23 protein-coding genes are annotated in these 26,381 nt (G+C 71.4%); 12 read left to right on the forward strand and 11 right to left on the reverse strand.

All coding sequences use genetic code 11. The annotated features are described in order from the left end of the window. Positions 1–32 precede the first annotated feature (32 nt). Complete coding sequence (locus QN315_RS16400; RefSeq protein WP_323990405.1) at positions 33–1,475, reverse strand: MdtA/MuxA family multidrug efflux RND transporter periplasmic adaptor subunit; 1,443 nt, start codon at positions 1,473–1,475, stop codon at positions 33–35. A 367-nt stretch (positions 1,476–1,842) separates the two neighbouring features. On the opposite strand from QN315_RS16400, the gene QN315_RS16405 reads away from it, so the two are divergent. From QN315_RS16405 to QN315_RS16415, 3 genes are all read left to right on the forward strand, one after another. Next, positions 1,843–2,151 carry a CsbD family protein gene (locus QN315_RS16405; RefSeq protein ID WP_323990406.1) on the forward strand — a complete coding sequence of 103 codons (309 nt, stop codon included), beginning with the start codon at positions 1,843–1,845 and terminating at the stop codon, positions 2,149–2,151. A 185-nt stretch (positions 2,152–2,336) separates the two neighbouring features. Beyond that, complete coding sequence (locus QN315_RS16410) at positions 2,337–2,984, forward strand: ribonuclease HII (protein ID WP_323990408.1); 648 nt, start codon at positions 2,337–2,339, stop codon at positions 2,982–2,984. Further along, complete coding sequence (locus QN315_RS16415) at positions 2,981–4,156, forward strand: DNA methyltransferase (RefSeq protein WP_246285730.1); 1,176 nt, start codon at positions 2,981–2,983, stop codon at positions 4,154–4,156. Before QN315_RS16410 ends, QN315_RS16415 begins: the two co-directional genes overlap by 4 nt. A gap of 77 nt (positions 4,157–4,233) precedes the next feature. Here QN315_RS16415 and QN315_RS16420 read toward each other — a convergent pair whose 3' ends face one another. From QN315_RS16420 to QN315_RS16445, 6 genes are all read right to left on the reverse strand, one after another. Continuing rightward, complete coding sequence (locus QN315_RS16420; RefSeq protein WP_323990410.1) at positions 4,234–4,854, reverse strand: ankyrin repeat domain-containing protein; 621 nt, start codon at positions 4,852–4,854, stop codon at positions 4,234–4,236. 192 nt (positions 4,855–5,046) lie between these two features. After that, the gene (locus tag QN315_RS16425) at positions 5,047–7,191 is read right to left on the reverse strand and encodes a VWA domain-containing protein (protein WP_323990412.1); all 2,145 of its coding nucleotides are present in this window, start codon (positions 7,189–7,191) and stop codon (positions 5,047–5,049) included. Positions 7,192–7,193: 2 nt separating this feature from the next. Next, the gene (locus tag QN315_RS16430) at positions 7,194–10,019 is read right to left on the reverse strand and encodes a DUF4159 domain-containing protein (protein WP_323990413.1); all 2,826 of its coding nucleotides are present in this window, start codon (positions 10,017–10,019) and stop codon (positions 7,194–7,196) included. Further along, on the reverse strand, positions 10,016–11,098 hold the full coding sequence (locus tag QN315_RS16435) for a DUF58 domain-containing protein (protein WP_323990415.1): 1,083 nt from the start codon (positions 11,096–11,098) through the stop codon (positions 10,016–10,018). The genes QN315_RS16430 and QN315_RS16435 overlap by 4 nt, the downstream gene beginning before the upstream one ends. 8 nt (positions 11,099–11,106) lie before the next feature. Beyond that, on the reverse strand, positions 11,107–12,195 hold the full coding sequence (locus QN315_RS16440; protein ID WP_323990416.1) for a MoxR family ATPase: 1,089 nt from the start codon (positions 12,193–12,195) through the stop codon (positions 11,107–11,109). Positions 12,196–12,325: 130 nt separating this feature from the next. After that, positions 12,326–12,460, reverse strand: coding sequence for a hypothetical protein (locus QN315_RS16445; RefSeq protein ID WP_323990418.1), 135 nt, complete (start codon positions 12,458–12,460; stop codon positions 12,326–12,328). Here QN315_RS16445 and QN315_RS16450 point away from each other — a divergent pair. The 6 genes from QN315_RS16450 to QN315_RS16475 all read left to right on the forward strand — a co-directional run bounded on the left by QN315_RS16450 (position 12,459) and on the right by QN315_RS16475 (position 19,742). Continuing rightward, positions 12,459–13,049 (forward strand): DUF1285 domain-containing protein, encoded by a 591-nt coding sequence (locus QN315_RS16450; RefSeq protein ID WP_323990420.1) that lies wholly within the window; start codon positions 12,459–12,461, stop codon positions 13,047–13,049. The genes QN315_RS16445 and QN315_RS16450 overlap by 2 nt on opposite strands. A 47-nt stretch (positions 13,050–13,096) precedes the next feature. Next, positions 13,097–14,362: a CCA tRNA nucleotidyltransferase gene (locus tag QN315_RS16455; protein WP_408904655.1), complete on the forward strand. Its 1,266-nt coding sequence runs from the start codon at positions 13,097–13,099 to the stop codon at positions 14,360–14,362. A gap of 93 nt (positions 14,363–14,455) precedes the next feature. Then, positions 14,456–16,303 carry an ABC transporter ATP-binding protein gene (locus QN315_RS16460; protein ID WP_323990422.1) on the forward strand — a complete coding sequence of 616 codons (1,848 nt, stop codon included), beginning with the start codon at positions 14,456–14,458 and terminating at the stop codon, positions 16,301–16,303. 239 nt (positions 16,304–16,542) lie between these two features. Next, positions 16,543–17,649 carry an HlyD family secretion protein gene (locus QN315_RS16465; protein ID WP_323990424.1) on the forward strand — a complete coding sequence of 369 codons (1,107 nt, stop codon included), beginning with the start codon at positions 16,543–16,545 and terminating at the stop codon, positions 17,647–17,649. Further along, on the forward strand, positions 17,646–19,241 hold the full coding sequence (locus QN315_RS16470; protein ID WP_323990425.1) for a DHA2 family efflux MFS transporter permease subunit: 1,596 nt from the start codon (positions 17,646–17,648) through the stop codon (positions 19,239–19,241). Before QN315_RS16465 ends, QN315_RS16470 begins: the two co-directional genes overlap by 4 nt. 30 nt (positions 19,242–19,271) lie before the next feature. Next, complete coding sequence (locus tag QN315_RS16475; RefSeq protein WP_323990426.1) at positions 19,272–19,742, forward strand: NUDIX domain-containing protein; 471 nt, start codon at positions 19,272–19,274, stop codon at positions 19,740–19,742. On the opposite strand, the gene QN315_RS16480 is transcribed toward QN315_RS16475, so the two are convergent. The 4 genes from QN315_RS16480 to gpmI all read right to left on the reverse strand — a co-directional run bounded on the left by QN315_RS16480 (position 19,724) and on the right by gpmI (position 24,765). Next, on the reverse strand, positions 19,724–20,242 hold the full coding sequence (locus tag QN315_RS16480) for an RNA pyrophosphohydrolase (RefSeq protein WP_323990427.1): 519 nt from the start codon (positions 20,240–20,242) through the stop codon (positions 19,724–19,726). The genes QN315_RS16475 and QN315_RS16480 overlap by 19 nt on opposite strands. Next, positions 20,235–21,665, reverse strand: coding sequence for a S41 family peptidase (locus QN315_RS16485; protein WP_323990430.1), 1,431 nt, complete (start codon positions 21,663–21,665; stop codon positions 20,235–20,237). Before QN315_RS16485 ends, QN315_RS16480 begins: the two co-directional genes overlap by 8 nt. A gap of 158 nt (positions 21,666–21,823) precedes the next feature. Beyond that, positions 21,824–23,170: a peptidoglycan DD-metalloendopeptidase family protein gene (locus QN315_RS16490; RefSeq protein WP_323990431.1), complete on the reverse strand. Its 1,347-nt coding sequence runs from the start codon at positions 23,168–23,170 to the stop codon at positions 21,824–21,826. Positions 23,171–23,214: 44 nt separating this feature from the next. Beyond that, positions 23,215–24,765: a 2,3-bisphosphoglycerate-independent phosphoglycerate mutase gene (gene gpmI / locus QN315_RS16495; RefSeq protein WP_323990432.1), complete on the reverse strand. Its 1,551-nt coding sequence runs from the start codon at positions 24,763–24,765 to the stop codon at positions 23,215–23,217. Between the two features lie 164 nt (positions 24,766–24,929). On the opposite strand from gpmI, the gene msrB reads away from it, so the two are divergent. From msrB to QN315_RS16510, 3 genes are all read left to right on the forward strand, one after another. Next, positions 24,930–25,316, forward strand: a complete 387-nt coding sequence (gene msrB / locus QN315_RS16500; RefSeq protein WP_323990434.1) for a peptide-methionine (R)-S-oxide reductase MsrB — start codon at positions 24,930–24,932, stop codon at positions 25,314–25,316. A gap of 56 nt (positions 25,317–25,372) precedes the next feature. Further along, entirely contained in the window at positions 25,373–26,047 is a 675-nt protein-coding gene (gene upp / locus QN315_RS16505) for a uracil phosphoribosyltransferase (protein WP_323990435.1), read from the forward strand. Between the two features lie 101 nt (positions 26,048–26,148). Beyond that, complete coding sequence (locus QN315_RS16510) at positions 26,149–26,370, forward strand: dodecin (RefSeq protein WP_176640481.1); 222 nt, start codon at positions 26,149–26,151, stop codon at positions 26,368–26,370. The last annotated feature ends 11 nt before the right edge of the window (positions 26,371–26,381 follow it).

Genomic DNA, 26,381 nt, shown 5'->3' on the forward strand with positions numbered 1-26,381 from the left:
GCATGGGACGACGGACCAGGGGGCGGGCGCGCTTACGGCTGACCCTGGGACTGGCCCTGGGACTGACCCTGGGGCTGGCCGCCGGACGGAGCCTGACCCTGCCCCCCTGGCGCGCCATTGCCTTGGCCACCATTGCCCTGGCCGCCATCATGCCGGCGATGATGCCAGCCGCCCGCGCCAGGCTGCGTGCCGCCGCCGTTCGCGCCCGCCGCCGGCGCGCCGGTGGCGATCGTGTTGCCGGCCGCGGGGATGGTGATCTTCGCGCCGGCATGCAGCCGGTCGGTCCCGTCGGTCACCACGCGCTCGCCCGCCTTCAGGCCCGATCGCACGACCACGACGTCGCCATGCGTCGGCCCGGTCTTGATGTCGCGAATCGCCACCGTGTCGTCGGGCTGCACGACATAGGCGAACGGTCCGTTCGGGCCGGTCTGCACCGCCGTGGTCGGCACCAGCAGCACGTTATGCTCGGTATTCACCAGCAGGTGCGCGTTGACGAACTGGTTGGGGAACAGCGTCTCGTCCTGGTTCGGGAAGATCGCGCGCATGCGCACCGTGCCCGTCGAGGTATCGATCTGGCTGTCCAGCACGGTGACGGCGCCATCGGCGATCTTGCGCGTATTGCTGCTGTCCCAGGCCGCGACCGGCAGGGCCACGCCGCTGCGCAACCGGTCCGCCACCGCCCCCAGCTCGGTCTCGGGCAGGGTGAAGATGACCGAGATCGGCTGCATCTGCGTCAGGATCACCAGCCCGTTGGTCTGCCCCGCGGTAACGTAGTTGCCCATGTCGACCTGGCGGATGCCCACCCGCCCGTCGACCGGCGCGGTCACGTGGCAATAGATGATCTGCAGCTTCTGGTTGTCGACCTGGGCCTGGTCGACCTTCACCGTGCCTTCCAGTTGCGCCACCTTGTATTGCTGGTCCACGGTCGTCTGGGCGGCGATGCTGTTCTGGTGCGACAGGCGCAGATAGCGCTGGTAGTCGATGCGCGCCTGGTCGAGCTGCGCGCGGTCCGACGCCAGTTGCCCCTCATATTGCTCCAGCGCCACGTCGTACGGCCGCGTGTCGATCATCGCCAGCAGGTCGCCCTTCTTCACATGCTGGCCTTCGGTGAACAGGACCCGCGTCAGATAGCCGTCCACCCGCGGCTGGACCGTCACGGTGGTGATGGGCACCACGGTGCCCAGTTCGGTCAGTTCGATCGGCATGTCGCCGCTATGCACGCTGGCCACCGCCACCGGCTGGGCCCCGGTGTTCGCATGGCGGCCATGGCGCCCGCCGCCCGTCGGCGCGTGCGGCCGCAAAAAGGCCGCGGCGATCACTCCGGCGCCGACCAGCGCGGTCCCCCACAGCAGGAAGCGGCGCCGCCGCCTGCCCCGGGCAGGGGCCGTGCCGGTCCCGGCCGCATCCGTCCGCCCCGGACCGGGCGGCGTCTGGTGCGCGGGCGTGTCCGAGGGGTCCAGTGTCGGTTTGTCCATGGTGGTCAGGTCTTCCTCAAATCCTACGACGTCCGCCGATGACGTTTGCGTCTCAACACGCGCTCTGCCGGCACTGTGTAGCAGGTACACCGGCAAATGATGTTAAATCCCTCTTATAGTCGGTGTAGAAATGTAACAGTTTGTCGGTGGCCGCCCAAGATCCGCCTCAAGATCCGCCGGCACGCTTTTTCGACGCCGCGCCCATGCCGCCATGTCGCATTTTCACCCTGGCGGATGGCGGGATCGTGGCGGAAGCGATAGCCTTGCCCCGCGGGTCGTCCCGCCGGCCCCGCCCAGGCGCGCAACCCCGGCCCGGCCGATCCGTTTTCGACCCCAAGGCGGCATGATCCGAAACAGGAGGAAATGCATGACGGACTCCAGCAACGAGGCATTCGCCGATAAGGCGGAAGGCGCGGTCCAGGAAGGCGTGGGCAAGCTCAAGGACGCGGCCGGCGGCCTGACCGGTGACCTCGGCCTGCAGGCCGAAGGCAAGGCCGACCAGATCGCGGGCGTCGCCCGCCAGGAATTCGCCGATCTGTACGAGGACGGCGAAAGCCGCATCGAGCAGGCCGTTCTGTTCATCCAGGACCGTCCCCTGGTCTCGGTCGGGATCGCCGCCTGCATCGGCCTGCTGCTCGGGCTGCTGGTCCTGCCGCGGCGCAAGGCGAAGGCCTGAATTTCCTCCGCCCTTCGCCCCGGTCGAGTCGCAAGCGGGACAAATTTTTTCCGTTTGAAAGGACTCGTCGTGGAATCAGCATCTTGCGCAACATGGCGTAAAGATGGTTTCCATCCAGTCAGGACGTGATTCGGTGTGCGAATCGGGCGGCGGCGCCCGATGCGCCACCGATCGGGAAGGGGTGGATGCCGGATTACGCGCGTGAGTTGCAGCATGGCGGCCGAGTCGCCGGGGTGGACGAAGTCGGACGCGGACCGCTGGCCGGGCCCGTGGTGGCGGCCGCGGTGATGTTCGAATCCGGCGTGCCGCGCCGGCTCGCCGCGCTCCTGGACGATTCCAAGAAATTGAGTCCGCCGGCGCGCCTGCGCGCCTATGCCGCGCTGCGGGCCGCGCGCGGCGCGCATGTCGCGGTGGCGGCCGCCTCGGTCGCCGAAATCGCGCGCCTCAACATCCTGCACGCCGCTTTCCTGGCCATGCGCCGCGCGGTGGCGCGCCTGCCCTGCGTGCCTGACATGGTGCTGGTGGACGGGAACGCCGCGCCCGATTTCGGCTGCCCGGTCGAATGCGTCGTCGGCGGCGACGGCGAATGCCTGTCGATCGCCGCCGCCTCGATCGTCGCCAAGGTCACCCGCGACCGGCTGATGGAGCGGCTGTCGCGACGCTGGCCCGCCTATGGGTGGGAACGCAATGCCGGCTACGCCACCGCCGCACATCGCGACGCGCTGCACCGGGCCGGCGCCACGCCGCACCATCGCGACGCGTTCGGCACGGTCCGTCAGTTGGCGCTCGACCTGGCCGCGCGGCAGGATTCCGGCCTCGGGGCGACGTCATGAGCGGCGCCGTCCTGATGGAACTGCCCCTCGACCAGATCCTGCGCGGCGACTGCGTCGAGGTGATGCAGACCCTGCCCACGGGTTCGATCGACTGCATCTTCGCCGATCCGCCATATAATCTGCAGTTGCGTGGCGAACTGCGCCGCCCCGACGACAGCGTGGTGGACGGTGTCGACGACGATTGGGACAAATTCGCCGATCTCGCGGAATATGACCGCTTCACCCGCGCCTGGCTGGCCGAAGCCCGGCGCCTGCTGCGCAAGGACGGCACGATCTGGGTGATCGGCTCGTATCATAACATCTTCCGCCTCGGCGCCATCCTGCAGGATCTGGGATTCTGGATCCTCAATGACATCATCTGGCGCAAATCCAACCCGATGCCGAATTTCCGCGGCCGGCGCTTCACCAACGCGCACGAGACCCTGATCTGGGCGGCGCGCGGGCCGGACAGCCGCTATCGCTTCAACTACCAGGCGATGAAGGCGCTGAACGACGACGTGCAGATGCGCTCGGACTGGTACCTGCCGCTCTGCACCGGGGGCGAGCGGCTGCGCAACGCCCACGGGCTGAAACTGCACCCGACGCAGAAGCCCGAAAGCCTGCTGCATCGCGTGCTGATCGCTTCGACCAATGTCGACGACATCGTGCTCGACCCGTTCGCCGGCACCGGCACGACCACCGCCATGGCCCGCCGCCTGCGCCGCCGCTATATCGGCATCGAACGCCACCCGGACTATGCCGAGGCCGCGATCGGCCGCGCCCGCCGCGAACGCCCGGTGCCGCTGGACAGCGTGTTGACCACGCCGGCCAAGCGCGAAATCCCGCGCATCCCCTTCGGCAGCCTGGTCGAACGCGGCCTGCTGCCCGCCGGCACCCTGCTCTACGATCGTCAGAAGCGCGTCTCGGCCACCGTCTCGCCCGACGGCACATTGGTCAGCGGCACGCAGCGCGGCTCGATCCACAAGCTGGGGGCCCTGCTGACCAACGCGCCGTCCTGCAATGGCTGGACCTTCTGGCACCTGCAGCGCGACGACCGGATGATCCCCCTCGACACGCTCAGGGGCGAAGCGCTGACCCAGGACGGTAACGTTCAGGACAGCCACGTCCGGGACAGCCACGTTCAGGACGGCAACATCCAGGCAGGCGACATCCAGGACGGCGGCACGGGCTGACGCCCCGCGCGCCTCACCCGCCGTCAGTCATTGTCCAGGGGGCATCGTCCCGGTTGGCATCCGTCCAGGCTGGCGGATCAGCTCCCGCCGAAGCCCAGAAAGCCGATTTCGGGCTGCGCCGTCCCGCCATCCTGAACATAGCGGTGGGTCGCCGTCACCATCACGCCGCTGCCGCGCTTGCCGTGGCTGCTGCCGTTGATGCTGATATGGCCGCTGCCGTTGCGCATCTCGACGCCCGAATTGGTCGTCGACGCCGCCATCACATGGCCGTCGTTCAGCGTGCGCAGCGACAGCAGCAGAAAGGTGATGTCGTTGCGGTTCAGGTCGATCGCCATGTCCAGCGGCGTCTGGCCCAGCACGTTGTGCGCTTCCATGTCCGCGCCACGGTTCAGCGCCTCCTTGGCCGCGTTCAGGCTGCCGCGATTGACCGCGTCGAACAGCGCGTCGGTCGGGTTCATGTCGCCATTGGCGTGCCCGGCGACCTCCTCGTTGGATTCCGCGCCGGGCAGGGCGGCCGGCGGGGCCGCGGCCTTGGCGGCACGGCGGGCCTCAGCCTGCTTGGCGGCGTCGGCCGCCTCGGCCTCGGCCTCCGCGTCGTCGTCGCTCTGGGCGTGGGCGAACTGCATGGGGGCGACAAATACCGCTCCGCCGGCCAGCAGCGCGATGAACAGAAGGCGGATGGCGTTTCTGGCAATCATGGATCGTCTCAGTGACACTCGTCTCGATGACAGGGGCACCCTGTCCGGGGCGGATGCTGGCCGCCAGAAGGGCGCGGGTCGGGCCGGCGCCCCTTCATAGTCCAGATCCCATGGGGATGCGACGGAAATCGCACTGCGTCCCTGTGCAATCATGAACGTTTTGCCAATGAAGCGCGTTGCATGTCCGTCCCTTCACCTTCCCTCGCGCCACCAGCCCAGCAGCAGCAGCCCGCCGGCCAGCACCGCCACCACCCAGCCCGGCAGCAGGGGCCGCGCCGTCCGCCCGGTGACCAGCCGCGCATCGCGTTGCGGAAAGCCGATCCATCCGGGTCCCGACACCGCGCCGGCGGCCGGCGCATGCTGCACGGGCAATGCCGGATGCATCGCATCTGCGCCCAGCCAGGACACGCCGCCCCCCGTCCGCGCCGCCAGGGGCGACAGCAGGGCGGCGGTCGCGCGCAGGTCGGAAAACTCCAGCGGATCGGCGCTCACCGGGGCCGCGAAAGCGCGATGGGTTCCGTCATCCGCCGTCCAGATCCCCGGCTGCGCCGCCGGCAATTCCGCTTCCGACACCCCGGTTGCCACCGGATGCAGCGCCACGCGCCGCGTCGTGCCGTCCGGCGCGGTGATCGCCACGTCGCGCGGGCCCGTCGCTGCGGCGGTGCGGTGCGTCACCACCAGCCTGCCGTCGGCGATCGCGGCGCTCAGTTGCTCCTCCTCCAGCTCCGGCTCCTTCATCAGCCAGTGCGAGACCCGCCGCAGCAGGTCCGATTGCGGGCCGCCGCCGCCCTCGCCATGCGACCACAGCCAGATCTGGTCGGACAGCAGCAGCGCCACCCGCCCGCGCTCCACCCGGTCCAGCACCAGCAGCGGCGTATGGTCCGGACCGTCCATCAGCACCGTGCCGCGCGTGGTGTCGGCCTTCAGCGCGCGATACCACGGCCCCCATTGCGCATCATGGCCGTCCGGCGCGCTGCCCGCGCCCGGCAGGTCGGCGGTCACCGGGTGGCGGTGGCCGGCCGGGGTCAATGCGGGGCGGAAACGCTGCTCGACCATGCCCCCCGCCTCGGGCACGTGCGCCGGCAGGATGTCGCCCACCGGCGTGTCCTGCAGCGATCCCGGGCCCAGGAATTCCGGCCCCCCGATCAGCAGCAGCCCGCCGCCGCCCCGCACATAGTCGGCGATGTTCTCCAGATAGGTCCGCGGCAGGATCGCCCGGTTCTCGAACCCGTCCAGGATGATCAGGTCGAACTGCCCGATCTTCTGCTGGAACAGCTCGCGCACCGGAAAGGCGATCAGCGCCAGGTCCGACAGCGGCGTGCCGTCATCCTTGTCGGGCGGCCGCAGGATGGTGAAATGCACCAGGTCGACCGACGGGTCGGCCTTCAGCAGCCGCCGCCAGACCCGCTCGCCCTGGTTCGGCGTGCCCGAGACCAGCAGCACGCGCAGCCGGTCGCGCACGCCGTTGATCCGTACCACGTCCTGGTTGTTCGCGGTCGAGACCTCGCCGGGCAGCGCCGAGGCCGTCAGCCCCACCAGCAGCGGCCCGGGCCGGTTGATCGGCAGGGTGATCTCCTGCGGCGTCCCGGTGCGGATGCGTTCGTGCAGCGGCGCCTCGCCGCCCCGGGTCAGGGTCAGGTCCGCCCGGCCGTCGGCAGCCGGGTGCGGGCCCAGATCGTCCACCTCCACCCGCAGGGTCGCAGTCTGGCCGACGATGGCATAAGGCGGCGCCTGCAGGATGCGCAGCCGCCGGTCCGTCTCCTCGCCCTGTCCGGTCAGCAGCACATGCAGCGGCAGAACGGCGCGGCGCCCGTCGGCGCCCGCCGGGCGCAGCCGCTCCGGCGGCACGGACGGCAGATCGTGGTCCTGCCCGTCCGTCACCAGGATCGCGCCGGCCAGCCGCGCGGGCGGAATGTCCGCCGCCGCCTCGTCCAGCGCCGCGAACAGGCGCGTGCCGTCATGGCGGCCGCCGCGCACCGTCACCATGCGGACCGACAGCCCCGGCAGGCGCGCCGCCTGCGCCTGGATCAGCTCCGCCGCGCGCCGGGCGACCGCCGCGCGCTGGCCGATCGCCATCGACGGCGTCTGGTCCACCACCAGCAGCGCGGTCTCGGGCAGGCTCTGCCCCACGTCGCGAATGCGCTCGGGCCCCGCCAGCCACAGCAGCAGCACAGCGCCCGCCGCCACGCGCCACAGCGTGCCGCGCGCCCGCCGCGCCAGCCCCGCGACGCCGGCCAGCACCACCAGCGCCGCCAGCCCGTACAGGACCGCCGCCGGCACCAGCGGCGCATAATCGATCGCCGTAAAATCGAGGCGCAGCACGTGCGGGCCGGGCATCGTCATTCCCCCAGCCGCCGCAGCAGCGCCGGCACATGGACCTGGTCGGCCTTGTAATTGCCGGTCAGCGCATACAGCACCGCGTTCACCCCGAACCGGTACGCCGTCACGCGCTGCGCGTCGCCGGCCGGCATGGTGGCATAGGGCGTGTCGCCCTGCGCATCCACCGCCCAGGCATGCGCCCAGTCGCTGGCGCCGATGATCACGGGGCTGACCCCGTCATTGCTGCTGTCGCCCTCGCGCGCCACCCAGACCGGCAGCCCGTCATACCGGCCCGGAAAATCATGCAGCAGGTAGAATGTATGCGCCAGCACGTGCCGGTCGGTCAGCCGGGTCAGCGGCGGAACGTCCAGCCCCTCGGTCATCCGCCGCAGCGCCGCCAGGCTGCCCGGCGCCGGGGCCGCGAAATCGTCATGCGCCGCCTCCGGGCTGGCGGGATCGACCCCCTGCCCGTCGATCAGCAGGATCCCCCCATGGCGCATATAGGCGTTCAGCGCCGCGCTGCGCGCCGGATCGGCCTTCGCATCCGCCGTGACCGGCCAGTACAGCATGGGGTAATAGGACAGGTCGTCGCGCCCCGGCACCACCCCGTCCGGATGGCCCAGCACGGCCGAGGTCCGGGCATTGGCATAATCCGACAGGCCCTGCAGCCCCTCGCGCGACACGTTGTCCACGTCCGCATGCCCGGTCAGGACATATCCCAGCCGCGTCTCCAGCGCGGCGCCCGGCACCGCCTCCGCCGCCCGCGCGGAGGCGGCCGGCCCGCCCGCCAGCAATACCGCCAGCCCCAGCACCGCCCGGCCCCGCTTTCCACCCAGCCGTCCCGCCCGCAGCAGCAGCGTCAGCAGCGCATCCGCCACCAGCAGCAGCAGCCCGGCGGCCACCAGGTCCGGCCCCGGCACGATGTCGCGCGCCGCGCCGCTCAGGCTCATGGTCCGGCCGATCGCCGCCTGCGCGGCCAGTGGACCGGCCGCATCGCCCAGGTTCAGCGCCCGCCGCGCCGCGCGGGGGCCGTACAGCCCGGGCGGATGGGCGGCCGACGCCGCCGCGCGGCCGAACGCATCCGCCGCCAGCGCCCGCGCCCCGGGCGGCGGCGGGCCCAGCACCGCCGCGTCGTCCAGCGTCATGTAGGGGGCGAGCATCGCGTGCCCCGCCGGGGTCTCCACCCCGGCCGCGCGCTCGGTCAGGCGGCGCAGCATCCCCACGAACAGGCCCGACAGCGGCAGGTCCGACCAGTCCGCGGTGCTGGTGACATGAAACAGCACGATCTCGCCGGCCCCCAGCGCGGCATGAGTGACCAGCGGCGTCCCGTCGGCCAGCCGCGCCCAGCTATGGTCGGCCAGTTCCGGCCCCGGCCGCGCCAGCACCTGGCGCGACACGGTCACGTCCGCGGGGATCGCCAGCCCGTGAAAGGGCGATTCGTCGGGGAAGGGGGCCAGGTGCTCCGGCTTGCCCCAGGACATCGCCCCGCCCAGTTGCCGCTCGCCCTCCATCAGCGGCACGGGCAGCAGATCGTCGCGCGGCGGGGGCGCCGCCGCGGTTTCCCCGTCCGCGTCGTCCGGCGCCGCGTCGGGGGCGCCGGCCAGCGCGCCGTCCGGCACGGCATTCAGCAGCGGCCCGGCAAAGCGGACCAGCATCCCGCCCCTGCGCACCCAGCCGGCCACGGCCTGGCGGGCGGCAGGGCTGTCCAACGCCCCGTCCGGAGCGATCAGCACCGAAAGCGGCCGCGCCAGCAGCCCGGCCACGCTCCCCTCGCGCAGTTCCGCCGTCGGCGCCAGCGCCCGCCGCAGATAGAACAGCGGTCCCACCAGCGGCGTATCGGTCTCCGCCACGCCGATCAGCCCGACCGGCCGCCGCCGGTCGCCCTCGTCCAGCAGCCGCACCCCGGCCGGCCCCGGCATCTCCTGCAGCACCAGCCGGTCGATCCGGTTGCGCAGCTCGACCGGGATCGCGGCCCGGCCCGCCGCACGGTCCGCCCCCGCCGGCACCGCAACTGGCACCAGCGCCAGCACGCCGCCATCCGCCGTTTCGGCCCGCACGGTCCATTGCCGCGGCTGCGGCTGCGGCAGCACGTCCAGCGCCACCCGCAGCCCGTCATTCTGCGACCCGTCATTCTGCGACCCGTCATTTCGGGACGCCTCGTTTTGGGGCGGGGGGATCAGCGCCGCGATCGTCGCCTCGGGCGCGCGCAGGGTCCGCACCGGGCCGATCGCCGCGAGTGCCGCGGCGAACGCCGCATCGCCCGGCCCCGCCAGCCCGTCCGTGACATAGACCACCGGCCCCCGCCACCCGCCGGCCGCCAGACGGCGCAGCGCCCGCGCCGCCTCCGCCCGATCGGTGCCCCACGGCATGGGCCGCATCGTATCCACCATGCCGCGCAGCAGGCCGGGTGACATCACCGCGCCCGCCTCCGGCGCCACGCCGTCCGGCCCCGGCGCCGTGGTCAGCAGTCGCGCCCGCCGCCCGGCGCGGGCCGCCCGGTCCAGCACGGCATCCAGCGCCGCCAGTCGACGCGGCCAGCCCGGCACGGCGGCCCACCCATCGTCGACGACCAGCAGCGGATCGCCCGGCAGCGCGTCATCGGCCGCCTGGCGCGGCACCACCGGCCCGGCCAGCCCGACGATCATCAGCCCCAGCGCCGCGCAGCGCAGCAGAAGCAGCCAGGGCGGCGCGGTGGCCGCCTCGGTCGCCTTCGCATGCAGGCCGCGCAGCAGCATGATCGCCGGAAAGACCTGCCGCCGCGGCGCCGGCGGCAGCGCGCGCAGCAGCAGCCACACCGCCGGCAGCACCGCCAGCGCCGCCAGCAGCCAGGGCGCCTGGAAGATCATGGCCCGAATCCCCTGCGGCCGAACCCTCTCTCCGACGGATTCTTTTCCGACAGGGCCTCATACAGCGCCAGCAGCGCCTGCTCCGGCCTCTGGTCGGTCAGGTGGCGGATCATGTCATGCCCGGTGGCGCGGCACAGCGCGGCCAGGTCCGCCTGGTGCCGCGCAAAGGCGTCGCGATAGGCGGCGCGCACCCCCTCGACTCCCGACAGGGTCATCTCCGCTTCGTCCTCCAGCCCGGCAAAGCGGACGCGCCCGCCATAGGGCAGGCCGGCCTCGGCCGGGTCGTTGACCAGCAGCAGATGGGCCCGCGCCGGCCGGGCCGCCAGTCCGCGCAGCATCCGCGCCAGAGGCCCATCCCCGATCAGCCCATCGGTCAGCAGCACGACCCGCGCATGGCGGGGCACCTGCTCCGGATGCGGCAACGCCACATTGTCGGGCGCCGCAATCATGGCGCGCAGCATCGCCACCCCCAGCCGCTCCAGCGCCGCCCGCCCGCCCGGCGCGACGTCGATCGTGGCCGTTGCGTCCAGCAGCCGCACCCGCTCCCCCGCGCGCAGCAGCACCGCTCCCAATGTCAGGCCCATCAGCACCGCCCGCTCGGCCTTGGACGGCAGCGTCCGGCCGGAACGCCAGCGCATCGACGCGCTGGGGTCGCACCACAGACACACGGTCTGCGCCGCCTCGGCCTCGGTTTCGCGGACATAGGCGCGGGCGCTCCGCGCCGATTGCCGCCAGTCGATGCGGGTGACCGGCTCGCCCGGCTGGGCGGGGCGGAACTGCCAGAAATCCTCGCCCGGGCCCGCCCGCCGCCGCCCATGCCGCCCGGCGGTCAGGCTGGCCGCGATCCGCTGCGCCGCCAGCAGCAGGTCAGGCATGCGTGCTGCCAGGGTCTCTGCTGCCAGGGTCTCCGCCGCCAGGGTATCTGGTGCCAAGGTCTCTGGTGCCAAAGTTCCAGCCGCCGGCGGCAGCGGCGGGGCACCCGATGGCGCGGCACGGGACTCGGGTTCCCGCAAGGCCACGCCGTCCGACCACGGCCGGACGCGCGCCAGAAGGCGGCGCAGGATGGCGGATCGCGTCACCGCGGCAATCAGTCCAGGGTGCCCAGCAAGCCGTCGATCAGTTCGGGCAGGCTCCTGTTCTCGGCCCGGGCGGCAAAGCTCAGGGCCATGCGGTGCGCCAGCACCGGCCGCGCCAGGGCGGCGATGTCGTCGATGCTGGGGGACAGGCGCCCGTCCATCAGCGCCCGCGCCCGGCTGGTCAGCATCAGCGCCTGCGCCGCGCGCGGGCCCGGCCCCCATGCCAGCGCCTCGCGCAGGCGCGGGTCGCTGGTGGTCTCGGGCCGGGCTTCGCGCACCAGCCGCACGATCGCGTCCACCACCTTGTCGCCGACCGGCAGCGCGCGCACCAGGCGCTGCGCCTCGGCCAGCGCGCGGTCGCTCAGCACCGGCACCGGCGCCGCGTCCTCGGCTCCCGTGGTGGCCAGCAGCATGGTCCGCTCGGCGGCCGCGTCGGGAAAGGTCAGCGGAATCTGCAGCATGAACCGGTCCAGTTGCGCTTCCGGCAGCGGATAGGTCCCTTCCTGTTCAATCGGGTTCTGGGTGGCCAGCACATGGAACGGGCTGGGCAGCGCGTGGTCGGTGCCGGCGATCGCCACCCGGTGCTCCTGCATCGCCTGCAGCAGCGCCGATTGCGTGCGCGGGCTGGCGCGGTTGATCTCGTCGGCCATCAGCAACTGGCAGAAGACCGGCCCGCGCACGAAGCGGAAGCTGCGATGCCCATGCTCGTCCTCGTCCAGGATCTCGCTGCCGGTGATGTCCGACGGCATCAGGTCGGGCGTGAACTGCACACGCCGCGCATCCAGCCCCAGCACGATGCCCAGCGTGGTGACCAGCTTGGTCTTGCCCAGTCCCGGTGCGCCGACCAGCAGCGTGTGGCCCCCGGCCAGGATGCTGACCAGGGTCTGGTCGATCACCGCGCCCTGGCCATGGATGATCCGCCCGATCTCGGCCCGCGCGGCCTGCAGGCTGGCGCCCAGCCGGTCGGCCAGGGCAATGTCGCCTGCGACGTCGCCGGCGATGCCGGTATCGATCCCGGGGGCCGCCTCGGGGGCCGCCGGGGGCGGGGCGCGCGTCGCATCCGGTGCGGTGGCATGGGGCAGGGCGTCCGATATCGTCATCTCTTCAATCTGACATGTCTGGGGGTTTCATCAAGGTTTCATCAAGCCGGGGGGGTTCATCAAGCTGGTGATGATCCCTATATCGGGACGAATGGTTCAACGGGCGTGGGTAGAGGCAGTTGGCTGACGATCACGACATGGGCGCCGCCAGGGCGCCGGCTGGGCTGTTGACCAGTGCGTCGGCCGGCGCCGCGCTGCCTTGCCGGCCCACCGTGACGCCCCCAGTGATGCCCGCTGTGATGCCAGCCTTGGGGCCCTCCGTCATGCCGCCCGTCCCGCCGCGCCGCGCTGCGGACGCCGACCCCTGCGGCCCGCTGCCGTTCCTCGTCAAGCGCGACGGCACCTGGCTGTATCGCGGCACGCCCATCCGCCGCAAGCCGATGATCTGCCTGTTCGCCTCGGTGCTCACGCGCGACGCGCAGGGCGCCTACTGGCTGGAAACCCCCACCGAACGCGGCACCATCACGGTCGAGGACGCGCCCCTGGTCGCGGTCGAACTGCACTGGACCGGCTGCGGCCGCGACCAGGTCCTGTCCTTCCGCACCAATGTCGACCTGGTGGTCTGCGCCGGCCCCGACCACCCGATCCACGCGGACTGGGACATGCCCGGCGCGGATTGCGGCGCCGGGCCGGTCCCCTACCTGCATGTGCGCGACGGCGCGGGCGACTACGCCATCCAGGCCCGGATCGCCCGCGCGGTCTATTACGAACTCGCCGCCCTCGCGGTGCCCGGCGCCTGCCGCGGCGTACCCTGCCTGGGGGTCTGGAGCCAGAACGTCTTCTTCCCCCTTTCGCGCCTGTCCCCGGCGGACCTCCCCCAGGAAGACCTCCCCCAGGAAGATTTCCCCGCGTGACCCGCGATCCGGCGGGCGGCGATCGGACCGGGGCAGGAGACGACGATCTGGCGGACGACGACCTGCTCGGCCGCCTGGCGGCGTCCCTGCCCGAAGGCTACGCGGGCCTGTGCCGCCTGTGGCAGGTCCTGCCGCAGGCCCGGCTGGTGGGCGGGGTGGTGCGCGACCTGATCGCGCACCACCCGGTCGCCGATCTCGATCTCGCCACGCCCGAATCCCCCGACCGCGTGCTGGACCTGCTGCGCCAAGCGGGGATCAAGGTGGTGGCGACCGGCCTCGCCCACGGCACGGTCACCGCCGTGCTCGACGGCCGGCCCTATGAAATCACCACCCTGCGCCGCGACGAACGGACCGACGGCCGCCACGCGGTCGTCGCCTGGACCGGTGATTGGGCCGAGGACGCAGCCCGGCGCGACTTCACCATCAACGCCATGTCCTGTGGCCGCGATGGCGTGCTGCACGATTATTTCGGCGGCCGCGCCGACCTGGATGCCGGGCATGTGCGCTTCGTCGGCGACGCCGCCATCCGCATCGCCGAGGATGCGCTGCGCATCCTGCGCTTCTTCCGCTTCCATGCCCGCTACGGGCGCGGCACGCCCGACGCCCCGGCCATGGCGGCGATCGTGGCGGCGGCCACGGCAGAGACCGGCGGCCTGTCCCGCCTGTCCGCCGAACGCGTCTGGTCCGAACTGCGCCGCATCCTGGCCGGCCCCGCGCTGGTCGAGACGCTGCGCCTCATGGACCGGACGGGCGTCCTGGCACGCCTGCTGCCCCCGAGCGACGCCGGGCAGGGACACGACGTTCCAACTTACGACATTCCTGCCCTGGAGCGCCTGCTCGCCTGCGGCGCGCCGCCCGATCCGGTCCTGCGCCTGGGCGTGCTCGCCCGGGCCCCGGCCGGGGATCTGGCCGCCCGCCTGCGCCTCTCGCGGGCCGAGGCCGCGTCCCTGGCCGCCATGCGCGCCGGCCCGGCCCCCGATCCGGCATCGGACGACGACGCCCGCCGCCGGCTGCTGGCCGATGAGCCGGCCGATGCCCTGGTCCGCCGAAGCTGGCGCGAACAGGCGCAACGGCTGGGCGCCCCGTCGCCGGACTGGGACGCGCTGCGCGCCGACCTGCTGGCCCGCCCGCGTCCGGTCTTCCCCGTGGCCGGGCGGGACGTGCTGGCTGCCGGCGCGGCCCCCGGGCCGCATGTCGGACAGATCCTGGCCCGGCTCCGCGCCTGGTGGATGGCGGGGGGCTGCCATGCCGGGCGACGCGACTGCCTGGCCTGCCTGACGCGGCTGCTGGCAGCGCCTCCACCGCCCTCCTGACCGGCGAAACCGCAGCATCCCGGTCCGGCGCATTCGGGCCTACGATTACGTTCCATTACTTTTCTCGCCGCGGACTGCTTGTTAAAGGGCCCCATGAACGTCATCCCGCCACGGTCCTCTCCTGCGTCTCCCGGCGCGCCGCCATCCGCGGCCGCGCCCGATGCCGCCACCCCTCCCAGCACTTCCCTCCCGGCCGCCCCCACCACTCCGGACGGCACCACCGCCCTGCTGCGCCGCCTGTGGCGCGAGGAAGTCCGCAAACATCGCGGCCGCATCGTCTCGGTGCTCGTGCTGACGGTGCTGATGGCGTCGCTGACCGGCCTCTATCCGCTGGTCATCCAGCGCGCGCTGGACATGTTCGCCGCCCATGACCCGCGCATCCTCTACCAGGTGCCGGCCCTGGTGGTGATGATCACGGCGGCCAAGGCCCTGTCGCAATACGCCCAGACGGTGGCGGTGCAGAACCTGGTGCTGATCGTCATCCGCGGCCTCCAGGGCACGATGTTCGCCCACCTGGTCCATACCGACATCGCGCGGATCGAGCGCGAGGCCCCGGCCCAGTTGGCCGCCCGCTTCACCACCGACGCGGTGGCGATCCGCGAGGCGATGATCCGCGCCACCAATTCGCTTGGCGACGTGGTCACCGTCGCCGGCCTGGTGGTGTCGATGTTCTACATGGACTGGGAACTCAGCCTGATCGCGGCGGTGCTGTATCCGATCGCCGCCGTGCCGATCCAGCGGTTGGGCAAGCGGGTCCGCCGCGCCTCGGGCGGCATGCAGGAACGCATGGGCGAAACCTCGGCCCTGCTGACCGAAAGCTTCGCGCAGGCCCGCACGGTGCGCGTCTACCGCCTGGAGGGCAGCGAGGAACGCCGGGTCAGCCACGCGCTCGACCTGCTGCAGCATGCGTTGATGCGCATCGCCCGCGGCCGCGCGCGGGTCGATCCGCTGCTCGAGGTACTGGGCGGCAGCGCGGTCGCCGCCGTGCTCGGCTTCGCCGGCTGGCGCGCGGCGCTCGGCGGCGCGACCCTGGGCGATTTCTCCGGCTTCGTCGCCGCCCTGCTGCTGGCCGCCCGGCCGCTGCGCGCGCTGGGCTCGCTGAACGCCGCCCTGCAGGAAGGGCTGGCCGGTCTCGTGCGCATCTTCGCCGTGCTCGACGAACCGGCCGACGTCGTCGAGGCCGGCGACGCGCTCGCGCTGCCGGCCGGCAACGGCCATCTGTGTTTCGAAGCCGCCTCCTTCCGCTATCCGGACGGCCGCGTCGGCCTCGACGGGCTCAGCTTCGAGGCCCGGCCCGGCCTGACCGTGGCGCTGGTCGGCCCCTCGGGGGCCGGCAAATCCACCGCCCTGTCGCTGATCCCCCGCCTGCACGATGTCAGCGCCGGCCGCATCCGGCTGGACGGCATCGACCTGCGCGCGCTGCGCCTGGCCGACCTGCGCGACGCCATCGCCTATGTCAGCCAGGACACGATGCTGTTCGACCTGTCGGTGGCCGAGAATATCCGCATCGGCCGCCCCGCCGCGACCGACGCCGATATCCGCGCCGCCGCCCGGGCCGCCGCGGCGGAATCCTTCATCGACACCCTGCCCGACGGCTTCGCCACCCGGGTCGGGCCGGGCGGCCAGCGCCTGTCGGGCGGCCAGCGCCAGCGCGTCGCCCTGGCCCGCGCCCTGCTGCGCGACCCCCGCGTCCTGTTGCTGGACGAGGCCACCAGCGCGCTCGACAGCGAAAGCGAGGCCCTGGTCCAGCACGCGCTGGCCCATCTGCGGCGCGGCCGCACCACCATCGTGGTCGCCCACCGCCTCTCGACCGTGCGCTCCGCCGACCTGGTGGTGGTGCTGGCCGACGGACAAGGTGTCGAATGCGGCACCCACGCCGAACTGGTCGAAGCCAACGGCCTGTATGCCCGCATGGTCCGTACCCAGGCCTTTGAATTATAGACCATCCATAAATATCTTTTAAAACAACCGGTTGACCTGTTCATGCGCGCCCCGCCCCCCGGCGGGCGCGCATTTTTTTTCGCGCTTCCGCCTTCGGGGGGCGGTTGATGGATCGGACTCTTCGTGTCATGGATTGACCGACCGGTTCGGTCAACGGGGCGGCGGCGGCCACGGCGGGGCGGAAACGGGCCCGCCGCGTGATTCCGTTCGCGGCACACGCTGGAAGCAAGAGGAATCGCATGGCCGATCAAGACGGCGCAAGTTCAGGCGGCAAGCCGGACGACGCGTCCGGGAAGACTCCCAAGCCCAGGAAAGCCAACCCCGCGATCCGGATCGGGCTGCTGGCCTTCGTCGCGATCGTCGCCGTCGGGGCGGGGGTCCACTGGTTCCTGACCCGCTACGACATCGAAACCGACGACGCCTTCGTCGCCGGCCGCGCGGTGACGATCGCCCCGCATGTCCGCGGCTACATCACCGAACTGCTGGTCAACGACAACCAGTTCGTCCATGCCGGCCAGCTCCTCGCCCGGATCGACGACCGCGACTATCGCGCGGCGCGCGACAATGCCGCGGCCACGCTGGACATCGCGCGCGCCCAGGCGGCGGGCGCCCAGTACGGCCTGCTGGTGGCGCAGAAGGACTTTCCCGGCCGGCTGACCGCCGCCCAGGGCCAGCTCCTGGCCGCCCAGGCCCAGCAATTCCGGGCCGAAACCGATTATCGCCGCCAGCACGCGGTCGCCCGCGCCGCCACCACGCAGCAGGATATCGACTACGCCACCGCCGCGCTGCAGGCCGCCCGCGCCCAGTTGCTCCAGGCCCAGGGCAATCTCGCCATCGCCGAGCCGGTGCAGGCCAATATCCAGACCACCCAGACCCGCGTCAGCCAGTATGACGCCCAGACGGCCCAGGCCCAGGCCCAGCTCGCCCAGGCCGTCCTGAATCTCGGCTGGACCGAGATCCGCGCCCCGCATGACGGCTGGATCTCGCAGCGCAGCATCGAACGCGGCAGCTTCGTCTCCGAGGGCCAGGCCCTCTTCTCGATCGTCGAGCCCGAAATGTGGGTGACGGCCAACTACAAGGAAACGCAGATCACCGACATGCGCCCGGGGCAGACGGTCGATATCGCGGTCGATTCCTACCCGTCGCTCCGGCTGCGCGGCCACGTGGATTCGATCCAGCTCGGCACCGGCGCCACCTTCAGCGCCTTCCCGCCGGAAAACGCCACCGGCAACTTCGTCAAGATCGTCCAGCGCGTCCCGGTGAAGATCCTGATTGACAGCGGCCTGCGCGCCGACCGGCCGCTGTCGCTGGGCATGTCCGTCGAGCCGACGGTGCATACGCGGTGAGCACCGATTCCCCCCCAGCCGCCCCGGCCGGGGCGGAAGAGCCCTGGAAGCCGCGGGGCAACCCGTGGCTGATCGCGGTCGTGGTCACGGTCGCGGCCTTCATGGAAATCCTGGACACCACCATCGTCAACGTGTCCCTGCCGCATATCGCGGGCTCGCTCTCCTCCAGCTACGACGACGCCACCTGGGCGCTCACCTCCTACCTGGTGGCGAACGGCATCGTGCTGACCATCTCCGGCTGGCTGGGCAAGCTGCTGGGGCGCAAGCGCTATTTTCTGATCTGCATCTTCATGTTCTCGGTGTCGTCCTTCCTGTGCGGCATTTCGGGCAGCCTGACGCAGTTGATCATCTTCCGCCTGATGCAGGGCTTCTTCGGCGGCGGCCTGCAGCCGAACCAGCAATCGATCATCCTGGACACGTTCCCGCCCGAAAAGCGCGCCGCCGCCTTCGGGCTCACGGCGATCGCCACGATCGTGGGGCCGGTCCTCGGCCCGGCTTTGGGCGGCTGGATCACCGACAATTATTCCTGGCGCTGGATCTTCTTCATCAACGTGCCGATCGGCCTGGCCGCGACCTTCGCGATCTCGCTGCTGCTCGACGACCCCCCGTGGGCGCGCAAGCAGAAGGCCCCGCTGGACATCGTGGGCATCAGCCTGATCGCCGTGGGCTTCGGCTGCCTCGAAGTCACCGCCGACCGGGGCGAGGACGATGACTGGTTCGGCTCGTCCATGATCCGCACCACCGCGACCTTCGCGGTGCTGGGCATCGGCGGGGCGGTCCTCTGGCTGCTGACGGCCAAGCGGCCGGCGGTCGATCTGCGCGTCTTCAAGGACCGCAATTTCGCCACCGGCACGGCGCTGATCGGCGCGGTCGGCGCGCTGCTCTACGCCTCGGCGGTCATCGTGCCGCAATTCGCCCAGCAGGTGATCGGCTACACGGCCACCCTGGCGGGCTTCGTCCTGTCGCCGGGCGGCGTCGCCGTCATCATCCTGATCCCGATCATCGGGCGGCTGATGAAATTCTTCAGCCTGCGCGCCCTGATCGCCTTCGGCTTCGCCTTCATGGGCGTGTCGATGTTCCTCTCGGCGCACCTGACGCCCACGATCGATTTCCGCCACCTGGTCCTGTTCCGCATGAGCCAGACCGCCAGCCTGGCCTTCCTCTTCGTGCCGATCTCGACGATCACCTACGCCACCCTGCCGCGCGCCCTGAACGCCGATGCCTCGGCGCTGTACAGCATGGCGCGCAACGTGCTGGGCTCGATCGCGATTTCCGGCTCGACGGCGATGATCACCAACCTGCGTCAGGCCCATCAGTCGCAGATGGTGCACTGGATGACGCCGTTCCGGCAGCCCTATCTCGACTATCTGGCCCGGGCGCGGCAATTCGCCGCCGCGCACGGCGTGGCCCCCGCCGCGATCGAGGCCACGGCCCGGCAGCATCTCTATGTCGAATATACGCGCCAGATCTCGATGCTGGCCTATAACGAGCTGTTCATGATCCTGGGGATGGGCGCCTTCATGGTGGTGCCGTTCTGCTTCCTGCTCTCGCCGATCCGCGGCGGCGGCCGACCCAGCGGCGGTGGACATTGAGCGGCGGATATTGAGCGGCGGGCATCGCGCATGGAAGACCAGGCCGCTCCCGCCCCATCCGGCTCAGACGGGACGATCCGCGTCGTCGCCGCGGCGATCCTCTATGGCGGCGCGCTGCTGCTGGTGCGCAAGCGCGGCACCAGCGCCTTCATGCTCCCGGGCGGCAAGGCCGAGCCGGGCGAACACGCCACCGAAACCCTGACCCGCGAACTGGCCGAGGAACTGGGCTGCGGCCTCACGCATGCCGGCGTGGTCCTGCTCGGCCGGTTCGTCGCCCCCGCGGCCAACGAACCGGGCCGCACCGTCCACGCCACGGTCTATCGCGGCATGCTGGATGGCGTGCCCCGCATCGGCGCGGAAATCGCGCAGATGCTGTGGTATGATCTCGACAGGGTCCCGTCCGACGGAACCGGGCCCGACGATACCGTATCGGTCCCCCTCGCGCCGCTGCTCACCCGGCACGTCCTGCCCGCGCTGCGGCGTCAGGCGGGCCGCGCATAGGGCGCGAAGTCCCGGACCAGGATCCGGTAGATATCGCGCTTGAAGCCGACATTGCGCTCGGGCAGCGTCGGCAGGTCGATCCATTGCCAGGCATCGAATTCCGCCGGCAGATGGCTGTCCAGCCGAATCTCGTCGTCCCGCCCGACGAAGCGCAGGGCGAACCATTTCTGCGTCTGGCCGCGATAGCGCCCGCCCATCGCGCGGCCGATCAGCGCCGCCGGGAAATCATAGCTCAGCCATTCGGGGTGCGCGCCCATGATGACGGCGGCGTCCGTGCCGATCTCCTCGCGCAGTTCGCGCAGCACCGCCGCGTCCGGCGCCTCCTCGGCATCGATGCCGCCCTGCGGGCATTGCCACACGCCCTGGCTCAGCGGCCCGCCGGCCCCGGGCATGTCGCTGCGCCGCCCGATCAGCACCTGCCCCAGCGGATTGAACAGCATGGCCCCGACATTCCGGCGATAGGGCAGGGGACGCTGACCGGGCAACCCGGCATCATTCATGCCGCGACGCCTCGGTGACCGCTCCCGTCCCGGTCCCGGCATCGGCCGAACGCGGTCCCGCCGCCATGGCGCGGACGATCTTCAGCCCCTGCTGCAACTGGAAGTCGGTCGCCGGCTTGGTCGGGTCGAAGGACGGCCAGTTCGCCGGCGGCTCGGCCGGGATCGTGGCCGCGATCGCCGGCAGGTCGGTGCGCGGCGGCGGCTTGGTGGTGTTGCCGCCCTGGTTCTTGATGATGTGCGCCAGGTCCGCCTCGCGGATGCTATAGGCCGGATCGTCGCGGCTCTCATGCACCGTCACGTCCGGCACGATCCCCAGCCCCTGGATCGACCGCCCCGACGGCGTGTAATAGCGCGCGGTCGTCAGGCGCAGCGCCCCGTCGCCCGGTATCGGCAGGATCGTCTGCACCGACCCCTTGCCGAAGGATTTCTCGCCCACCAGCACCGCCCGCTGATGGTCCTGCAGCGCGCCCGCGACGATCTCGCTGGCCGAGGCCGATCCGCCGTTGATCAGCACCACGATGGGCAGCCCGCCGGTGATGTCGGTGCCGTGCGCGTCCCAGCGCTGGCTGTCCTGCGGATGCCGCGCCCGGGTCGACACGATCTCGCCATTGCGGATGAAATCCGATCCGACCTCGATCGCCTGGTTCAGCAGCCCGCCCGGATCCGAGCGCAGATCCACCACAAGCCCGCTCAGCCTGCCGTGGGATTCGGCCTTCAGCTTGCGGTACGCGGCCTCCAGCCCGGGGGAGGTCTCCTCGTTGAACTGCGCGATGCGGATATAGCCGACCGTGTCGTACAGCGCCGAACGGATCACCTGCAGGTGGATGATCGCGCGGGTCATGGTCACGACGATCGGCTTGGGCGTCTTCTCGCGGATCAGCGTCAGGGTGATCTTGGTGTCCGGCTTGCCGCGCATCCGCTCCACCGCCTCGTCCAGCGGCAGGCCGTCGATGTTCTTGCCGTCGATCGCGACGATGAAGTCGCCCGGCTTGATCCCGGCCCGCGCGGCCGGCGTGTCGTCGACCGGCGAGACGACGCGGATGTGGTTGTCCTCGCCCTGCACCTCCAGCCCCAGCCCGCCGAACTCGCCCTTGGTCTGGACCTGCAGGTCGCCGTACTGCTTCTCGGTCATGTACGAACTATGCGGGTCCAGCCCGCTCAGCATGCCGTTCAGCGCATTGATGATCAGGTCGCGATTCGATACCGGCTCGACGTAATTCGCCTTCACCTGCTCCAGCACATGGCCGAACAGCGACAGCAGCCGGAAATTCTCGGCCGGCGAATCGCTGTCCTTCGCCAGGCTCTCCGCCAGGGCGTGCGGCGTCAGGCCGCCGCCGACATACGAAAGCTGCGAAATCTGCGGACCAGCCGCAATGCCTGCCAGAAAGGCGCCACCAAGCAGCAGGCCGGTGCGGAACCTCATGCCGTCTCGTCTCCCGAATAACGCCGCCCCTGGCTTCGGCCCGGGTGCGGTCGGCCGCGCGCCACGGGGCGCGCCCGACACCGGCCTGCGCCGGCGTCATCCGACAATCTTATACCGAACTCGCTCCGGGCGGAAACAGCCAACCGCAACCACCCACCCTACAGGAACGGCGCAGGGTCGATCACAGCGCCGCCGCGCCGCAACTGCACGAACAGGCTCGGCCGCCCGCCCCCGCCCGATTTGCCCCCGCCCGATCCACCCCCGCCCGGTCCACCCCCGCCCGACCAGCCGGGCATGGTCCCCATCGGCGCTCCCTTCGCCAGGCTCTGCCCGGCGGACACGTCCAGCGACCCCATCCCCGCCAGCACGAACCGGTAATGCCGCCCGCAATCCAGGATGACCATCTGGCCATAGGACCGGAAGGCACCGGCGAAATCGACCTGCCCGGCACAGGGCGCGCGCACCGTGGCCCCCGACGGCGGCGCATAGGTGATGCCCGTCGCAGGCCCCGCCTCGGTCGCCGCCCCCCAGCCGGTGACGATCGTCCCGGCCACCGGCGCGCCCCGCCCGGCCGGACGTCCGGCCGGCACGGCACTCAACCCGGGTCCGGGGCCCTGGGCGATCGCCTCGGCGCGGGCATGGGCGGCGGCGGCCTCGTCGGCGCGGTGGGCGCGCGTGGCCGCCTGGGCGGCCTGTTCCAGCCGCGCCTCCGCCGCCTGTTCCAGCGCCTCGATCCGCGCCACCGCATCCTGCAGGCTGGTGGCCTGCCGCGCAGCGTCCTCCGCCTGGCGCGCCGCCAGCGACGCGGCGTCGCGCGACCGGCGCTGCGTCAGGCGCGCGGCGCGCGCCGCGCGCGACACGCTGTCGCGCTGCGCCGCCTGAAGCCGCTGCAGCGCGTCCAGCCGCGCCCCCTCCTGCGCCGCCTGCGCGTCCAGTTGCGCCAGCACCGCGCGCCGCTCGCGGATCGCATCCGCCCGCTGCTCCAGTTGCGCCGACAGCCCCCGCACCACCAGCAGCCCGGTGATCGCATGGTCCGGCGGCACGGGGGCGGCCAGCAGCGTGTCGGCCGGATAGCGCGCCAGCCGGGCGGCCAGTGGCAGCATCGGCCCGATCGCCGCCGAATCCCGGGCCAGTTCGGCGCGCAGCCGCGCCTGCTCGGCATGCAGCGCGCCCACCCGGTCGGCCAGTTCGGCGGTCTGCTGCTCGGTCTGCTGCAATTGCGCGGTGGCGTCGATCGTCGCCGCCGACAAAACGGCTGCCCGCGCCGCATCGTCCCGCGCCCGCGCTTCCGCCGCCGCGCGGGCGGCCGCGCGGGCGGTCAGGTCGCGGGCCTGCGCCTGCTGGCGGGCGATCAGCGCCCGCTGCGCCGCGCGGGCCTGCTCCACCGCCCGCCGCGCCGCCTCGGCCGCCGCGTCGGCGGCGGCGCCCCGCCCGGCACGATGCGCCGAATGGCGATGCACGGGATTCGCCGCCGCCCAGGCGGCCTGCAACAACGCAGCCGGCAACAGGGCGGCCGGCAGAAAGGCCGCCGCCAGCAGGCCCGGACGGATCAGTATCCGTGCTTCTCGACCAGCAGGGACTGCCCGGTCATGGCGTCCGGCTTCGGCAGGCCCATCAGCGCCAGCAGGGTGGGGGCGATATCCGCCAGCCGCCCGTCGTGCAGTTCCGCCTCGCGCACGCCGCTCAGCACCACCGGCACCACGTTCAGCGTGTGGGCGGTGTGCGGGCCGCCGGTCTCGGGGTCGAACATCATCTCGGCATTGCCATGGTCCGCCGTGACCAGCAGCGCCCCGCGCTGGCGATGCACCGCCTCCACCAGCCGCTTCAGCCCCCGGTCCACCGCCTCGACGGCCTTCACCGCGGCGCCGAACACGCCGGTATGGCCCACCATGTCGGCATTGGCGTAATTCAGGACGATCAGGTCGTACGCGCCGCTCTCGATCGCCGCGACCGCCTTCTCGGTCAGTTCCGGCGCCGACATTTCCGGCTTCAGGTCATAGGTCGCCACTTTCGGCGACGGCACCATGATCCGGTCCTCGCCCGGAAGCTGCGCCTCCTTGCCCCCGTTCAGGAAATAGGTGACGTGCGGATATTTCTCGGTCTCGGCCATGCGCAACTGGCGCAGCCCGGCCCGCGACACCACCTCGCCCAGCAGGTCGTCCAGCGATTGCGGCGGAAACAGCACGCCGATCAGCCGCGCCAGCGTGTCGCTATAGCGCGTCATGCCGACCGCCGAGGCGAAGCGCACCACGCGCTTGCGGGCAAATCCGGTAAAATCCGGCTCCAGCAGCGCATCCAGCAACTGGCGGATGCGATCGGCGCGGAAATTGAAGGACAGGATCGCGTCGCGGTCCTTCATCCCGGCATAGCCGTCCAGCACCGTCGGCGGCAAAAACTCGTCGGTCGTCCCCGCCTGGTACGCCGCCTCCAGCACCGCCAGCGGGTCGTCGCCGCGCGGCCCCTCGGCCGAGACGATCGCGTCGTATACCTTCTCGACCCGCTCCCAGCGCTTGTCGCGGTCCATGGCGAAATAACGGCCGGAAATCGTCGCCAGGCTCACCCCGTCCGGCAGCGCGGCGCGCAGTTTCGCGACATAATCGCGGCCCGCATGCGGCGGCGTGTCGCGCCCGTCGGTAAAGACGTGGAACGCCACCTTCACCCCGGCCTCGGCCACGATCTTCGCCAGCGCCACCGCATGGTCCTGGTGGGAATGCACGCCCCCGGGCGACACCAGCCCCATCAGGTGGCAGGTCCCGCCGCTCTGCTTCAGGGCGGCGATCTGCGCGGCCAGCGCCGGATTGGCCGCCAGGCTGCCGTCGCGAATGGCCGCGAAGATGCGCGGCAATTCCTGCATCACCACCCGGCCGGCGCCGATATTCAGGTGCCCGACCTCGGAATTGCCCATCTGCCCGTCCGGCAGGCCGACATCCGCGCCGCAGGTCTTCAGGAACGCCCGCGGCCCTTCCTGCCACAGCCGGTCGAATGCCGGGGTCGCGGCCGCGCGCACGGCATTGTCCGACGGGTCCTCGCGCCAGCCGAATCCATCCAGGATGACCAGCATGACGGGGCGCCGGGGAAGGGGAAAAGTCTGCTCGGACATGGATGTTCTCTCCCGTGATTTTGGCGCATGATGACACCAAATAACTGGCTTGCGAATGTCTCGCCGACCGAAAGATGCCGACCCGCCCGTTCGGCGGCAGCCATCCGCCCGCCGGCGGCAGCCATCCGCCAGCCCGGCGGCAGCCATCTGATGGAGAATGCAGGATGACCGGAAAGACCGCCCCCCTCTGCGGCACGCTCACGCCCGAACAAATCCGGGTGATGCATGGGCATGGGACCGAACGCCCGGGCTCCAGCCCGCTGAATTTCGAAAAGCGCACCGGCCTGTATCGCTGCGCCGCCTGCAACGCGCCGCTCTTCCGCTCGGAAACCAAGTATGAAAGCGGCAGCGGCTGGCCGTCCTATTACGACGCCCTGCCCGGTGCGGTGGAAACCCAGACCGACACCAGCCACGGCATGACCCGGCTCGAAGTCCATTGCGCGTCCTGCAAGGGCCATCTGGGCCACGTCTTCCCCGACGGCCCGCGCCCGACCGGGCAGCGCTACTGCATCAACGGGGTCGCGCTGGATTTCGTGCCCGACCCGGCCTGATCCGGCGCGCGCCTCCGGTCTTCCCCCGCGCGACATCTGCTTTTAGTAAGGGCCCCATGACCGCACACAGCAACGCGCCTCCCTCGGCCGCCGCCCCCTCGGCCGCCTCGGTGGTCGTGCTCGACCACCCGCTGGTCCAGCACAAGCTCACCCGCCTGCGCCAGGCCACGACCTCGACCGCCGGCTTCCGCCGCCTGACGCGTGAACTCAGCCTGCTGATGGCCTACGAGGCCACGCGCGACCTGCCGCTCGAAACGGTGGACATCGACACGCCGCTGGAACGCACCCAGGGCCATCTCCTGTCGGGCAAGAAGCTCTGCCTGGTGTCGATCCTGCGCGCCGGCAACGGAATCCTGGACGGCATGCTCGACCTGGTGCCGGCGGCGCGCGTCGGCCATATCGGCCTGTTCCGCGATCCGACGACGCTGGAACCGATCGAATACTACATGAAACTGCCCGACGATATCGGCGAGCGCGTCTGCATCGTCGTCGATCCGATGCTGGCCACCGGCCACAGCGCGGCGGCGGCCATCGACCGGCTGAAGACGGCCGGGGCGCGGCAGATCGTCTTCGTCTGCCTGCTCGCCGCGCCTGAAGGCGTCGCCCATCTCGCCGCCGCCCATCCGGACGTCAAGATCGTCACCTGCGCGATCGACCGCGAACTGGACGATCACGGCTATATCCGCCCGGGCCTGGGCGACGCCGGCGATCGTCTGTTCGGCACCAAATAGTCCGCCCCCGCCTTTCCCAGGCAGGCCATTCCCTGGCAACCCGCCCCCTGGCAACCCACCGCGCGGCACATCGTTCTTCCCCCAGGACAAGGAGAAGAACAATGTCCGGACATACCTACAAGGTCGTCGAACTGGTCGGCTCGTCCCCCGAATCGATCGAGGCCGCGATCGCGGGCGGCCTGGCCCGCGCGGCCGACAGCCTGCACGCCATCCGCTGGTTCGAGGTCATCAGCACGCGCGGCCACGTCGTCGACGGCCGCGTCAGCCACTATCAGGTCACGCTCAAGGTCGGATTCACCCTCGACGAACACCACGCCGCCTGACGGCCGGCGCC

It is taken from the genome of Nguyenibacter sp. L1 (assembly GCF_035199985.1).
GTDB classification, from domain to species: Bacteria; Pseudomonadota; Alphaproteobacteria; order Acetobacterales; family Acetobacteraceae; genus Gluconacetobacter; species Gluconacetobacter vanlangensis.

Excerpts from the sequence above, each read along its gene's own strand:
- QN315_RS16400 (WP_323990405.1), bottom strand. The coding sequence starts at position 1,475 with ATGGACAAACCGACACTGGACCCCTCGGACACGCCCGCGCACCAGACG.
- QN315_RS16405 (WP_323990406.1), top strand. The coding sequence starts at position 1,843 with ATGACGGACTCCAGCAACGAGGCATTCGCCGATAAGGCGGAAGGCGCG.
- QN315_RS16410 (WP_323990408.1), top strand. The coding sequence starts at position 2,337 with ATGCCGGATTACGCGCGTGAGTTGCAGCATGGCGGCCGAGTCGCCGGG.
- QN315_RS16415 (WP_246285730.1), top strand. The coding sequence starts at position 2,981 with ATGAGCGGCGCCGTCCTGATGGAACTGCCCCTCGACCAGATCCTGCGC.
- QN315_RS16420 (WP_323990410.1), bottom strand. The coding sequence starts at position 4,854 with ATGATTGCCAGAAACGCCATCCGCCTTCTGTTCATCGCGCTGCTGGCC.
- QN315_RS16425 (WP_323990412.1), bottom strand. The coding sequence starts at position 7,191 with ATGCCCGGCCCGCACGTGCTGCGCCTCGATTTTACGGCGATCGATTAT.
- QN315_RS16430 (WP_323990413.1), bottom strand. The coding sequence starts at position 10,019 with ATGATCTTCCAGGCGCCCTGGCTGCTGGCGGCGCTGGCGGTGCTGCCG.
- QN315_RS16440 (WP_323990416.1), bottom strand. The coding sequence starts at position 12,195 with ATGACGATATCGGACGCCCTGCCCCATGCCACCGCACCGGATGCGACG.
- QN315_RS16450 (WP_323990420.1), top strand. The coding sequence starts at position 12,459 with ATGCCGCCCGTCCCGCCGCGCCGCGCTGCGGACGCCGACCCCTGCGGC.
- QN315_RS16445 (WP_323990418.1), bottom strand. The coding sequence starts at position 12,460 with ATGACGGAGGGCCCCAAGGCTGGCATCACAGCGGGCATCACTGGGGGC.
- QN315_RS16460 (WP_323990422.1), top strand. The coding sequence starts at position 14,456 with ATGAACGTCATCCCGCCACGGTCCTCTCCTGCGTCTCCCGGCGCGCCG.
- QN315_RS16465 (WP_323990424.1), top strand. The coding sequence starts at position 16,543 with ATGGCCGATCAAGACGGCGCAAGTTCAGGCGGCAAGCCGGACGACGCG.
- QN315_RS16475 (WP_323990426.1), top strand. The coding sequence starts at position 19,272 with ATGGAAGACCAGGCCGCTCCCGCCCCATCCGGCTCAGACGGGACGATC.
- QN315_RS16480 (WP_323990427.1), bottom strand. The coding sequence starts at position 20,242 with ATGAATGATGCCGGGTTGCCCGGTCAGCGTCCCCTGCCCTATCGCCGG.
- QN315_RS16485 (WP_323990430.1), bottom strand. The coding sequence starts at position 21,665 with ATGAGGTTCCGCACCGGCCTGCTGCTTGGTGGCGCCTTTCTGGCAGGC.
- gpmI (WP_323990432.1), bottom strand. The coding sequence starts at position 24,765 with ATGTCCGAGCAGACTTTTCCCCTTCCCCGGCGCCCCGTCATGCTGGTC.
- msrB (WP_323990434.1), top strand. The coding sequence starts at position 24,930 with ATGACCGGAAAGACCGCCCCCCTCTGCGGCACGCTCACGCCCGAACAA.
- upp (WP_323990435.1), top strand. The coding sequence starts at position 25,373 with ATGACCGCACACAGCAACGCGCCTCCCTCGGCCGCCGCCCCCTCGGCC.
- QN315_RS16510 (WP_176640481.1), top strand. The coding sequence starts at position 26,149 with ATGTCCGGACATACCTACAAGGTCGTCGAACTGGTCGGCTCGTCCCCC.